The sequence below is a fragment of the Streptomyces sp. enrichment culture genome, assembly GCF_964272855.1.
Lineage (GTDB): Bacteria > Actinomycetota > Actinomycetes > Streptomycetales > Streptomycetaceae > Streptomyces.
On record NZ_OZ186847.1, the window covers coordinates 8,021,677 to 8,034,575 of the forward strand.

The following is a 12,899-nucleotide window of genomic DNA, read 5'->3' on the forward strand; positions in this document are numbered from 1 at the left end:
GATGCCTCCACGGGCGCCAGGCCGCGGACCGGTGACCAGCACCCTCGCTCACGATAGGCGGCTGCCGGAAGGGCCGCCTCCGGGCGGGCGCGGGCGGCCGGGAGGGAGTACCCTGCGCCGCTCTCACTTCCGGTGCGGACGTCCTGTCGCCGGTTCGACCGCGGACCCACTCGATGGGGTGAACGGGGGACAAGCCATAACCCGGACGGGTCGCCCGCGTTTTATCCGTTGCGGGTGAGCACCCGCTGAGCCGGCGCGGGCGAGAGCCCGTGTCGATGTCTGGAAGGCAGAGACCCATGAGACGGGCTACCCGTAACGGTGTGTTCGCCGTCGCCGCCGCGTCCGGCGCGATGGCACTGACGTTGCCGGCGCACGCCGACTCCGAGGCCGACGGCGGCGCGGCCGGCTCGCCCGGGGTGATCTCCGGGAACACCATCCAGCTCCCGGTGCACGTACCGGTCAACGCGTGCGGGAACACGGTGAACGTGGTGGGGCTCCTGAACCCCGCCGTCGGCAACGGCTGCGCCAACAAGGGCGGCGGCACTCCGGAGGAGGCCTCCAGCGTCTCCGGCGGCGGGGCGCACGCGGACGGCGCCGCGACGGACTCGCCCGGGGTGATCTCCGGCAACGGAGTGCAGCTCCCCGTCGATCTGCCGGTCAACGTCAGCGGCAACTCCGTGAACGTGGTCGGCGTAGGCAACCCGGCCATCGGCAACGAGTCCGTGAACGCCCCGGGTGAGGAGCCGGAGGGGCCCGGCGAGCCGACGCCGCCCGTCACCCCCGAAGAGCCCACCGAGCCACGCCCCGAGCCCGAGTCGCCGCCCACGGGCGAGACCACCCCCGTCCCCAGGCCCACCCCGCACGCGCCGGAGCAGCCCACCACGCCTGTCCTCGCCGTGACGGGCAGCGACGCGATGCTGCCCGCGGCCGTCGGCGCGACGGCCCTCGTCCTCGGCGGCGCCGCGCTCTACCGCAGGGCCAGGCCGGGAAACGCCCGCTGACCGCACCCCCACCGACAGAAGGCCCGCCGGCGGCCGCCCGGCAGGCCTTCCGCCGTTCCACTGCTCATGCGTGGACGCCGGACGTACGTGCCGGGCGGAGCCGCGGGTGAGGGCGCCGCATGCGCTGGGTGCGGCGCCCGGCCCGGTCGTGGGGTCGACCGGCAGCAAGGAAATCGCCGCGTCGGGACGGTCCCTCAGGCGCAGAGTCGCACATATGCGCCGTAAACGTACGGCTTCGACGTACAGCGACTCGACCGCTTCGGCTGAGGCTCAGCGGCCGTGGAAACGGTGATGCAACCGCCGTACCGCGTCCGTCAGTTCGGGCACCGGGCCGTCGACCGTCACCCCGGGCGCCACCTCCTGGACCGGCAGCGCCCGCACCGGCGCCCCGGGCACCCCCAACTCCGCCAGCCACTCGGTCAGCTGTGCGGAGGACGCCACGTACACGATCCGCCCCAGACCCACCCAGGCGTGCGCGGCCGCGCACATCGGGCAGTGCTCGCCGGAGGTGTACACCGTCGCCGCCGCCCGCTCCTCGGGCGACAGCCTGGCCGCCGACCAGCGGGCCAGTTCGAACTCCGGATGCCGGGTGCGGTCGCCGGACGCCACCCGGTTGTGGTCCTCGGCGAGCACCGTGCCGTCCGCGCCGACCAGCACCGACCCGAAGGGCTCGTCCCCGGCCTCCAGTGCCTGCTCCGCCAGCTCCACGCAGCGCCGCAGATACGGCAGCTCGGTGTCCTTCACGGCCATCGTGTACGACTCTCCTCCGCGACGCGAACGTGACGTGATCTTGCCGGCCTGCGCTCGGCCGGCCCGCGTCAGCGCCCGTCGGGGCCCGTCAGCGCCCCACCTTGGACCGGTCGAGGGCGGCCACACCCAGCGCGGCCAGGGCGATCTGGATGAGCCATTCCACCCAGTCGACGCCGTTGGTGTCGCCCACGCCCAGCGCGGCGGCGAGTGCCGAGCCGATGAGCGCGGCCACGATGCCGACCAGGATGGTCCACAGGATCCCGATCCGCTGCCGACCGGGCACGACGAGCCGGCCCAGCACGCCGATGACGATGCCGATGACAAGGGCACTGATGATGCCCGATATCTCCATGTCTGCTCCTTCAAGTCCTTCGATTGTCGGGGTCTTGTGAAGGGTCGCCCGCTGGAGTGCGGGTGCCCGCCAGGTCGCGGACCACTCCGGGGACAAAGCGGGTGAATGGGCGAAAACGGCGGTGAGGCCGGTCCGAACGACCGGCCTCACCGCTCCTCGCGCCGCCTCCTCGGGCGGCGGTTCACGGCCTGGGGGCGCTCTTCATCGCCGTACCGGCGCAGACCATGCCCAGGATCAGGGCCAGTGCGCCGATGATGATGTTGTTCCACACGACACCCGCGTCCGGGCTGCTGCCCACGATCCACGGCGAGATGATCATCCACACGCCCAGCGCGCAGCACGCCCAGCTCAGGCCGTACATGCGTTCAGGGGCCCGGGTGAAACCGAGGCCCAGTACGCAGATCGCGAGCCCGATGATCAGGTTGTGCGGCGTCAGGGAGGGCTGGCTGGTCGAGTAGTGGAGTATCCAGGGGGATACGGCGCAGTACAGGCCGAGCAGGAACACCGGCCCGTCCACGAGCGCCACATCGCGACCGCCGAGCATACGGGCGTACCGATCCCGCATCTCGTGCACATCGGGGTGGCCGGTCATGTCACCTCTGGTGGGGGAAACGTTGGCCATGACTCGTCTCCTTTGACTAGCAGGCCTGGCCGCGTCTGGTGTGGTATGCCATAAGCGCGGTGTAAGTTCATAATGCGCTTATTTCGTCCTTATGTGTAGCGCCGCCAAGTGCGCCTCGCGCACCGGCGCCGTCTGCCCCTGGATCAGCAGGAACATCCCCTCGCGGGCCAGCCGCTGGGCCGGGCTGTCCAGGCTCATGGCCCGGCCGCCCCCGGCCACCACCGCGGCGGTCGTGGCCGCCCGTAGCAGGTCGTGCGCCCGGGTCCGCAGCGCCAGCCGTTCCTCGACGTGCTCGTGCGGCACCGGATGGTCGGCGAGGGCGTAGGCCCGTCGGCGCACCTCGTCGAGCCGGGCGCGCAGGGCGTCCGCCGTCTCCCGGGCGCCGCCGGCGTCGTCCAGCAGCCGCAGGGCCGCGTACGCCACCCCGAAGACGGCCGGGGAGGTGTTCGCGCTGCGCGGGATGTCCGTCGCGGCGAACCGCTCCCGAGGCGTGTGCAGCACGACCGACTCGCCGGGCACCCACAGTCCGTCCAGGTCCAGGGACACCGTCCGGGCGGCGGTCAGCGCCGCGAGCCGCATCGGCGGCGAGGCGCGCAGCCCCGGCTGCTCCCGTGCGTCGGTGAACGCGAACACCACCTCGGCCGTCTCCGTCACACCCGCGAGCAGCATCACGTCGTTCAGTCCCCAGCCGGTGTACCAGGGAACCCTGCCGTCGAACCGCCAGCCGCCCCGCTCGGCCGTCGCCCGCACCGGGACCCGGGGAAAGGCCCGCACATGGGCGTACGCGATGCCCGCCAGCAGTTCACCGGTCGCCAGCGGACGCAGCAGCCGCTCCCGCACGGGGAGTCCGGTGCGGGCGAGGAGCCGGACCGGCGTGTGGTGCTGCGTCTGCACGAACCACGTCGAGCCGCACGCCCCGGCCAGGATCTCCTGGATCTCCCGGGCGACCGCGTCGGGGGCGCCCGCGCCGCCGTACTCCTCCGGAGCGCTCACCCCGAGCAGCCCGGACTCCCGGACCGCGGCCAGGTGACTCGCGGGCACGCCCTCCTGGTCCACCCGTTCGGCCTGCGGGGCGAGGAGGTCCCGCGCGAGCCGGTGGGCACGGGCGACGAGCGGATGCGGTGTGGTGGTCATGACGCCATTGTCGTGGCGCTCGGCCACCACGGGGCGGACCGTCAGTCGCGCCCCCGGGCCCGCCGGAAGCGGGCCAGCCCGTCCGCGAGGGCGACGACCGGGTCCGGGTAGCCGATCGCGGCCCGCTCGCGCCCGAGCTTCCACGGCTCGTGCACCGCGGCCCCCGCCACGTCCCGCAGTTCCGGCACCCAGCGGCGGACGTAGTCGCCGTCGGGGTCGTGCCGCCTGCCCTGGGCGACCGGGTTGAGGACCCGGTTCGGGCGGGTGTCGGTGCCGGTTCCGGCCACCCACTGCCAGTTCAGCTGGTTGTTGGCCACATCGCCGTCCACCAGCAGGTCCAGGAAGTGGCGGGCGCCGACCCGCCAGTCGACGTACAGCGTCTTGGTCAGGAAACTCGCCGTCAGCAGGCGCCCCCGGTTGTGCATCCAGCCCTCGTGGCGCAGCTGGCGCATCGCCGCGTCGATCACCGGGTAGCCGGTACGGCCCTCCCGCCAGGCCTCGATGTCGTCGTGCGCGGCGCGTGCGGAACGCCAGCGGTCGTGCCGCGTACGGTAGTCGGCGCCGGCCGCGTCCGGCCGGGCCGCCAGCACCTGGCGGTGGAAGTCGCGCCAGGCAAGCTGCCGTACGAATGCCTCCGCGCCCGGACCGCCCGCGCGGCGCGCCCGTTGCACCAGCTCGACGGGGGAGAGGGTGCCGAAGTGCAGATGCGGGGACAGCCGGGAGGTGGCGTCACCGGCCAGGTCGTCGTGCCGGTCGGGGTATTCGGCGAGTCCGGAGCGCAGCCATGCCGTGAGCCGCCGCCGGCCCTCCTGTTCCCCGCCGACGGCCAGGCCGGGCGACCGTCCGGCGACCTCGTCGCGGGTGGGGACGCCTTCCGAGCCGACCTCGTCGGGGACCCGTACCGCCCGGGGCGCGGCGAGCGGATCGCGAAGCCGATGCCCCGACCAGCGCCGGAAGTACGGCGTGAACACCGCGAAGTGATCGGAGCCGGACGGCGTCACCGCACCGGGCGCGACCGCCCAGCTCACCGCGTCGTGCACATGCAGCCGACGCCCCTCCGCCTCCAGGGCGCGGCGCAGCCGCTCCTCGCGGCGGTGGGCGAAGGCGCTGACGTCGGCCGCCACACGCACCTCGGCGGCGTCCGCCTCGGCGGCCACCCGGCACACCTCCCGCACCACGTCGCCCGACCGGACGACGAGCCGCCCGCCGCGCCGGCGCAGGCCCGCGTCCAGATCGGCCAGGCAGTCGGCGAGGAACGCCCGCCGGTTCGGCACGTCGAACCCGGCGGCGGTCACCGCGCGGTCGTGCACGAACAGCGGCACCACCCGGCGGGCGCCGTCCAGGGCGGCCCGCAGCGGCGGATGGTCGTGCAGCCGCAGATCACAGGTGAACAGGACGACCGAGACGTCCGCGTTCACGGCGTGGCTCCCGAAGGCGGCGGCACCGGCGCCGGGGTCCGCGCCGCGGCCCGGGCGATGTTGCGGGCCATGCCGCCGAAGACCAGGGCGTGGAACGGGGACACGCCCCACCAGTAGGCCTGGCCGAGCAGACCGTGCGGGTGGAACAGGGCACGCTGCCGGTACCGGGTCCGCCCGTCACCGTTCTGCTCGGCGTACATCTCCAGCCACGCCAGACCCGGCAGCCGCATCTCCGCCCGCAGCCGCAGCAGCCGGCCGCGTTCGATCTCCTCGACCCGCCAGAAGTCCAGCGAGTCGCCGGCCCGCAGCCGCTCCGCGTCCCGGCGTCCGCGCCGCAGGCCGACCCCGCCGAACAGCCGGTCCAGCCGGCCGCGCACCGCCCAGGCGAGCGGGAAGGAGTACCAGCCGTTCTCCCCGCCGATCCCCTCGATGACCCGCCACAGCGCCTGCGGCGACGCGTTCACCGTGATCTCCCGCTCGTCCGTGTACAGGCTGCCCCCCGCCCAGCCCGGGTCGGTGGGCAGCGGATCGCTGGGGGCGCCGGGGACGGAGGCGCTGGACCAGCGGGTGGTGACCTGGGCGTCCTTCACCCGTTGCAGCGCCAGCCGCACCGCCTCGTCGAAGCCGAGCGGATGGCCCGGGGGATCCGGGACGTACGCGGCGATGTCGTGCTCGCGGCAGACCACCTCGTGGCGCAGCGACTCGGCGAGCGGCCGGGCGAGGGACGCGGGCACCGGCGTCACCAGGCCCACCCACTGACTCGACAGCCCGGGGCTGAGCACCGGGACGGGCACGACCAACCGTCGCGGCAGACCGGCCACCCGCGCGTACCGCAGCATCATGTCCCGGTACGTCAGCACCTCCGGGCCGCCGATGTCGAACGCCCGGTTCACCTCCGCCGGCATGTCCGCGCTGCCGACGAGGGACCGCAGGACGTCCCGGACGGCGACCGGCTGGATCCGGGTGCGCACCCAGCTCGGCGTGACCATCACCGGCAGCCGCTCGGTCAGATACCGCAGCATCTCGAAGGAGGCCGAGCCGGAGCCGAGGATCACCGCCGCGCGCAGCACGGTCGTGGGGACGCCGGACCCCAGCAGGATGCGGCCCACCTCCGCCCGTGAACGCAGGTGCGGCGACAGTTCCCGCTCGGGCACGCCCGCCGGGGTGAGCCCGCCCAGGTAGACCAGGCGCCGCACACCCGCGGCGCGGGCCTGCCGGGCGAAGACGTGCGCCGCCCGCCGGTCGGTCTCCTCGAAGTGTTTGCCGGAGCCCAGCGCGTGCACCAGGTAGTACGCCACGTCCACCTCACGCAGGGCGGCGGCCATCGAGGCGTCGTCCGTGACGTCCCCGCGCACTATCTCCACGTCGGCCGCCCAGGGGTGGTCGCGCAGCTTGCCGGGCGTGCGGGCCAGACAGCGCACCCGGTATCCGGCCGCCAGCAGCTCCGGCACCAGCCGGCCGCCGATGTAGCCCGTGGCACCGGTCACCAGGCAGCGCGGGGGCTCGCCGGGCGTGTCGTCAGCGTTCATCGGAGCTCGCTCCCTCGGAATACGCGATCGCCCCCGACGGGTTCCACGCCGGGTCGCTGCCCAAGACTTCCCCCGGGGGCGATTTCGGACGCGGTGTGCCTCGAACGGCGGACGCCGGGGCCGGGGCGTCCGGGGCCGGGACGTCCGAGGCCGGCGCCCCTTCTATAGGCTGATCGTGTGGCCACAGCAGAAGACCGGGAGCAGCCGACGAGCCGCCCGGAGCCCCCCGCGGGGTCCGACCTGTCCTCCTTCGCCGTCCACCTGCGGCGGCTGAACGGCGAACTCAACCGCCTGATGCAGGGCTTCGCCGGGGACCACGGGCTGCACGCCACGGATGTCCACGCGCTCGCCGCGATCCTCGACGCCGAGGAGCCGATGACCCCCGGGCGGCTGCGGGAGCACCTGGGCCTGACCTCCGGTGCCGTGACGGCGTGCGTGGACCGGCTCGAACGCGCCGGTCACATCCGCCGGGTCCGGGAGAGCGCAGACCGCCGGGTGGTCCACCTGCACTACGCGGCCGACGCCCGCCCGGCCGCCCGCCTGTACTTCCGCCCGCTGGCGGAGGCGACGCGGGCCGCCACCGACCGCTTCGACCAGGACGAACTGGCCGTCGTGCTGCGTTTCCTCGCCGCGTTGAACGAGGAACTGTCCGGGATCAAGCCGCACGGCCGCTGAACGAGCGAGCCGCACGGTCGCCTGTCCGGCGAGCCGCCGCATCCGGGGCCCGCCTCTACGCCGAAGAGACCGCGTCGTCTACGATCAGCCTAGATAGCTCAATCATTAAGATTCTTTTCCGTTGAGCTACTGAGTTGCGCCCGTCCACCCCTGCGGAGCCCGGAGAACATGTCCCCCAGCCCCCGACGTGCCCGACTGCTCGTCCCCCTGCTGCTGCTCGCCGTATGGCTCGGCATCGGCGGCACCCTCGGCCCCTTCGCCGGCCGGCTCGGCGAGGTCGCGACCAACGACCAGGCCGCCTTCCTGCCGCGCAGCGCCGAATCCACCGAGGTCATCGCGGAACAGCGCGCCTTCCGGCAGGAGGAGACGCTGCCCGCCATCGTCGTCTGGACCGACGACGGGAACGCGCCCCTGGCGGACCGGCGCGAGGCCGCCGCGGACGCGCTCACCGGACTCGCCGACGCGCCCGGCGTCGCCGGCCAGGTGTCCCCGGCCCTGCTCTCCGACGACGGCAAGGCCCTCCGCGGTGTCGTGCCGCTGCGCCCCGACCTAGGCGACGAACTCCCCGGCACCCTCGAACGCGTCCGTGCCGCCGCCGAGCGCGTCCCCGGCACCACCGTCCAGCTGGCCGGACCCGCCGCGACCCAGGCGGACCTGTCCGATGCCTTCGCCGGCATCGACGGGATGCTGCTCGGCGTGGCGCTCGCCGCCGTCCTCGTCATCCTGCTGCTCGTCTACCGGAGCGTGCTCCTCCCGCTGGTGATCATCCTGGGCTCGGTGTTCGCGCTCGGACTCGCCTGCGCCGTCGTCTACGCGCTGGCCGACCGGGACGTGCTGCGCGTCGACGGACAGGTGCAGGGCATCCTCTCGATCCTCGTCATCGGCGCGGCGACCGACTACGCGCTGCTCGTCACCGCCCGCTACCGCGAGGAGCTGGCCGCCCGCGCCGACCGGTACGCGGCCGTCACCGCCGCCGTACGCCGCTCCTGGGGCGCCGTCGTGGCGAGCGCCGCCACCGTGGCCCTCGGCCTGCTCGCCCTGCTGATCAGCGACCTCACCAACAACCGGGCACTCGGCCCGGTCGGCGCCATCGGCATCGGCTGCGCCGTCCTCAGCTCGCTCACCTTCCTGCCCGCCGTGCTCGCCCTGCTCGGCCGCGCCGCCTTCTGGCCCGCCAAGCCGCGCCCCGCACAGGACCCCGACAGCGGCACCGGGATCTGGCAGCGCGTCGCGGCCCTGGTCGACCGGGCCCCGCGCCGGGTCTGGGCGCTGTCGCTCGCGGGCCTGCTCGCCTGCGCCGCGTTCGCGCCCGCCCTCACCTCCAAGGGCGTGCCGCTCGACGAGACGTTCGTGAACGACGCGCCCTCCGTCGCCGCCCAGGTCACGCTCGGCCGGCACTTCCCCGGCGGCTCCGGCAACCCCACCGTGGTCGTCGCGGACGCCGACCGGCTGCCCCAGGTCCTGGCCGCCGCACGCGACACCGAGGGCGTCGCCGCCGCGGCCGGAGCCACCGAGAGCGGGCGCCCCGGCGGCGCGCCCCTCGTGGTCGACGGCCGCGTCCGCGTCGACGTGACGCTCCGGGCCGCCGCCGACAGCGACGCCGCCAAGGACACCGTCGCCCGGCTGCGCACGGCACTGCACGCGGTGCCCGGCGCGGACGCCAAGGTCGGCGGTTACACCGCCCAGCAGTACGACACCCTGCGGACCGCCGAGCGGGACCGCTCCCTCATCGTCCCCGTGGTGCTGGCGATCATCTTCGTCATCCTCACGGTGCTGCTCCGCTCCCTGCTGATGCCGGCCCTGCTGGTGGCGACCGTGGCGCTCAACTTCCTCGCCACCCTCGGAGTCTCCGCACTCGTCTTCGAGCACGTGCTCGGCTTCACCGGCACCGACCCGTCCGTGCCGCTGTACGGGTTCGTCTTCCTGGTGGCCCTCGGCGTCGACTACAACATCTTCCTGATGGACCGCGTCCGAGAGGAATCCCTGCGGCACGGTGTCCGCCAGGGCGTGCTGCGGGGCCTGGTGAGCACCGGCGGGGTGATCACCTCCGCCGGCGTGGTGCTCGCCGCGACCTTCGCCGCCCTCGGGGTGATCCCGCTGGCGTTCCTCACGCAGATCGCGTTCATCGTCGCCTTCGGCGTGCTGCTCGACACCCTCGTCGTACGATCCCTGCTGGTGCCCGCGCTGGTACGGGACATCGGGCCACGCGCCTGGTGGCCGGGACGGCTCGCCCGGAGCGGGGACGGCGGGAACGCGGACACGAGGGCGCGGCCGGGTGCACCGGTGAGCTGAGCCGACCGGCGGGAGCGGCGGGGGGTCAGCCGTCGTCCCAGAGGTGCACGGGCCCGGCTTGTGACGTCGATCCGGTAGATCTGACCGGTGTCGTCGGCCAGGACGTAGTAGTCGCCGGCGTCGTCGAACGTGCATGCCGGAGGCGAGTCCTGCGACGAGGCCCGTCACGCCGAGCGCGGACCATGCCCGCAGCCGCCACTCCGCCGGCGCCCCTGGCATCCGGCCTCGCCACCCGCTCCCACCGGAATGTATTTTGGTACCTGAAAGGTTGGCGTATGCATCGACATTGACCACCACCCCGGGCCCACCAGCCCGCGCCCACCCCAGCGAGGCACCGTGAACCACCCCAGCCCCGAGCAGTCCGAGCAGTCCGAGCCGTCCGAGCGGTTCGAGAAGCCCGCCGACACCGTCGCCCGTCTTCGGCGGACCTTCCGCAGTGGCCGTACCAAGCCCGTCGAATGGCGCACCGCCCAGCTGCGCCGGCTGCGGGACATGGTCGCGGAGAACGGCCCCGAGCTGGCCGCCGCCCTCCACGCCGATCTGGGCAAGAGCAGCACCGAGGCCTACCGCACGGAGATCGACTTCACCGTCCGCGAGATCGACCACACCCTCGACCACCTCGACGACTGGTTGCGCCCGGAGCCGGCCCCGGTCCCCGCGCACCTCGGCGCCGACGCCCGCGCCTGGACGCAGTACGACCCGCTCGGCGTCGTCCTGGTGATCGCCCCCTGGAACTATCCGGCGCAGCTCCTGCTCACCCCCATGATCGGCGCCCTCGCCGCGGGCAACGCCGTCGTCGCCAAGCCCAGTGAGCTGGCCCCCGCCACCTCCGCCGTGCTGGCCCGCCTCGTCACCGCCTACCTGGACACCGAGGCGGTCGCGGTCGTCGAGGGCGGCGTGCCGGAGACCACCGCGCTGCTCGCCGAGCGCTTCGACCACATCTTCTACACCGGCAACGGCACCGTAGGCCGGATCGTCATGCGTGCCGCCGCCGAGCACCTCACCCCGGTCACCCTGGAACTCGGCGGCAAGTCCCCGGCGTTCGTCGACCGCGACGCCGACCTCGACGTCGTCGCCGACCGTCTCGTCCGCGGCAAGTTCCTCAACGCCGGCCAGACCTGTGTCGCCCCCGACTACGTCCTCACCGACCCGGCGACCGCCGCCGCCCTCGAACCGGCGCTGGCCCGCTCGGTCGAGGCGCTCTTCGGCACCGACCCGTCCACGTCCCCCGAGTACGGCCGCATCGTCAACGAACGCCACTTCGACCGGCTCGCCGGCCTGCTCGACTCGGGCCGCGTCGTCGTGGGCGGCGCCCGCGACCGTACGGCCAAGTACATCGCGCCGACCATCCTCGCCGACGTCGACCCCGAGTCGCCGGTCATGGGGGAGGAGATCTTCGGCCCGATCCTGCCCATCGTCACCGTGCCGGGGCTCGACGAGGCGATCGCCTTCGTCAACGACCGTGACAAGCCGCTCGCCCTGTACGTCTTCTCGGAGTCCGACGACACCCGGGCCCGTATCGCCGCCGAGACCTCCTCCGGCGGCCTCGGACACGGTCTGCCCCTCGCCCACCTCACCGTCTCCGACCTGCCGTTCGGCGGGGTGGGGGAGAGCGGCATGGGCAGCTACCACGGCCGCTACTCCATCGAGACCTTCAGCCACCGCAAGGCGGTGCTGGAGAAGCCGCTGAGGAGAAGCCGCTGAGTTTGATCCGGCCGGGGTACGGGGGCAGGCCGGCGCGGCCGAGGGGCGTCGCATGGCGCCAGGGGGGTGGGGGTACTCGTCCGGGCGCGGAACACCGTACGGCACCACCACCCCGAGCCGACCATGAAGCTCTCGTTCCTCGACCCGCTCTTCGCCACCCCCGGCCCCTGGGCCACCGCCTACCTCGACAGCTCCCGCGCCCCCGGCGCCGTGCTCGACACCCTGCTCGCCCAGGGCGCCGACCCGGCCACCGTCTCCGCCGTGGAGGCGGCCGCGGGGACGACGGACGCGCCGGGGCAGGCCCTTTTCGCCGCGCACGGACGCCTCGTCCTGGCGGCGGACCTGCCCGACCCGCCCGACGAGGACCGCGCCCGCTTCGACGATCTGCCCGACGCCCTCCCGCTCGCCGTCCGGCACGCGCCGGACATCCCGTACGCCGCGATCACGATCACGCGCCGGGAGCCGCCCCCGGACGAGGAGCCCACACCCGACGGGCACGACCAGTACGACGGTCTGGACGAACTCGACGGATACGACGGCTACGAAGGGCGCGAAGGGCACGAAGGGCGCGAGCGGTCCCAGGCATCCCAGGCGTCCGAGGTATACGAAACGTACGAAACCTACGACACATACGACACATACGCGCCATACGAGGAGCTCGACGCCGACACCACACCCGGCGGCCCCGACCCCACCCCCCACATCCTCCTCACCTGCGAGACCGCGCACTGGCCCGCCGGCCGTGTCCGGCCCGGACCGCGGCTGAGCCGCCGGGTCCCCGTGGGGGACTGGCAGCGGACCGCCCCGCGCCTCGCCCGGGAGCTGACCGAGCTGGCGGACCGGCACGCGGCGGAGGTGGTCCTGGTCTGCCGTGACGCGGGCGATCCTTGGCTGTCGGGTGTGCTCGTCAACCGGCTGCCCATCCACCTCCAGAACAAGCTGACCACGGTCGACGAGGAGCCCGGGACCCTGCGCCCCGAGACGGCCCACCCGCACCTCGCCCGGCTGCTGCGCGGTCGGCTCAGGTCGGCGGACCAGCACCAGCTGGACACGTTCTTCGCCCAGCGCGCCCGGCATCGGCCGAAGTCCGAGGGCGTCGCCGCCGCCGTCACCGCACTGCAGCGTCGGCAGGCGCGGGCGGTGCTGCTCACCGACGCGCTGCGGCTGCCCGACCGGCTCTGGACGGGCTCCGATCCGACGCAGATCGCCGTGTCGGCGGCGGAGCTGGAGGCGTACGGCACGCTCTCCGTCCACGAGGAACCGGCCGACGCGGCGCTGCTCGCCGCCGCCGTGCGCACCGGAGCCGAGCTGATCGTGCCGCCGTCCGACCGAGTGCCCCTGACGGACGGCATCGGCGTGGTGCTGCGCTACCGGGACGCCGCCGACATGGCGATGACGGCATGAGCGCCGCCGCCGCGCCTA

At 73.9% G+C, this 12,899-nt stretch carries 11 protein-coding genes; 5 read left to right on the forward strand and 6 right to left on the reverse strand.

What is annotated here, in order from left to right; genetic code table 11:
- The first annotated feature begins 296 nt into the window (after nucleotides 1–296).
- Entirely contained in the window at nucleotides 297–1,001 is a 705-nt protein-coding gene (locus ACSU6L_RS35765) for a chaplin (RefSeq protein ID WP_437063722.1), read from the forward strand.
- Between the two features lie 270 nt (nucleotides 1,002–1,271).
- Here ACSU6L_RS35765 and ACSU6L_RS35770 read toward each other — a convergent pair whose 3' ends face one another.
- From ACSU6L_RS35770 to ACSU6L_RS35795, 6 genes are all read right to left on the reverse strand, one after another.
- A complete protein-coding gene (locus ACSU6L_RS35770; RefSeq protein ID WP_365518251.1) occupies nucleotides 1,272–1,751 on the reverse strand; it encodes a nucleoside deaminase in 480 nt (159 codons plus the stop codon).
- A gap of 88 nt (nucleotides 1,752–1,839) precedes the next feature.
- Nucleotides 1,840–2,103: a GlsB/YeaQ/YmgE family stress response membrane protein gene (locus tag ACSU6L_RS35775; protein WP_437063725.1), complete on the reverse strand. Its 264-nt coding sequence runs from the start codon at nucleotides 2,101–2,103 to the stop codon at nucleotides 1,840–1,842.
- 181 nt (nucleotides 2,104–2,284) lie between these two features.
- Nucleotides 2,285–2,725: an SPW repeat protein gene (locus tag ACSU6L_RS35780; protein WP_437063727.1), complete on the reverse strand. Its 441-nt coding sequence runs from the start codon at nucleotides 2,723–2,725 to the stop codon at nucleotides 2,285–2,287.
- Between the two features lie 78 nt (nucleotides 2,726–2,803).
- Nucleotides 2,804–3,859 (reverse strand): acyl-CoA dehydrogenase family protein, encoded by a 1,056-nt coding sequence (locus ACSU6L_RS35785; protein WP_437063729.1) that lies wholly within the window; start codon nucleotides 3,857–3,859, stop codon nucleotides 2,804–2,806.
- Between the two features lie 41 nt (nucleotides 3,860–3,900).
- A complete protein-coding gene (locus ACSU6L_RS35790; protein WP_437063731.1) occupies nucleotides 3,901–5,277 on the reverse strand; it encodes a cryptochrome/photolyase family protein in 1,377 nt (458 codons plus the stop codon).
- Nucleotides 5,274–6,806 carry an SDR family oxidoreductase gene (locus ACSU6L_RS35795; protein WP_437063733.1) on the reverse strand — a complete coding sequence of 511 codons (1,533 nt, stop codon included), beginning with the start codon at nucleotides 6,804–6,806 and terminating at the stop codon, nucleotides 5,274–5,276. The genes ACSU6L_RS35790 and ACSU6L_RS35795 overlap by 4 nt, the downstream gene beginning before the upstream one ends.
- Nucleotides 6,807–6,983: 177 nt before the next feature.
- Here ACSU6L_RS35795 and ACSU6L_RS35800 point away from each other — a divergent pair, with 177 nt between their 5' ends.
- The 4 genes from ACSU6L_RS35800 (at nucleotide 6,984) to ACSU6L_RS35815 (ending at nucleotide 12,881) form a co-directional block, all read left to right on the forward strand.
- Complete coding sequence (locus ACSU6L_RS35800) at nucleotides 6,984–7,481, forward strand: MarR family winged helix-turn-helix transcriptional regulator (protein WP_437063735.1); 498 nt, start codon at nucleotides 6,984–6,986, stop codon at nucleotides 7,479–7,481.
- Between the two features lie 168 nt (nucleotides 7,482–7,649).
- On the forward strand, nucleotides 7,650–9,773 hold the full coding sequence (locus tag ACSU6L_RS35805) for an MMPL family transporter (RefSeq protein WP_437063737.1): 2,124 nt from the start codon (nucleotides 7,650–7,652) through the stop codon (nucleotides 9,771–9,773).
- Between the two features lie 336 nt (nucleotides 9,774–10,109).
- Nucleotides 10,110–11,477 carry an aldehyde dehydrogenase family protein gene (locus tag ACSU6L_RS35810; RefSeq protein WP_437063739.1) on the forward strand — a complete coding sequence of 456 codons (1,368 nt, stop codon included), beginning with the start codon at nucleotides 10,110–10,112 and terminating at the stop codon, nucleotides 11,475–11,477.
- Nucleotides 11,478–11,543: 66 nt separating this feature from the next.
- Nucleotides 11,544–12,881, forward strand: coding sequence for a hypothetical protein (locus tag ACSU6L_RS35815; RefSeq protein WP_437063741.1), 1,338 nt, complete (start codon nucleotides 11,544–11,546; stop codon nucleotides 12,879–12,881).
- Nucleotides 12,882–12,899: the final 18 nt, after the last annotated feature.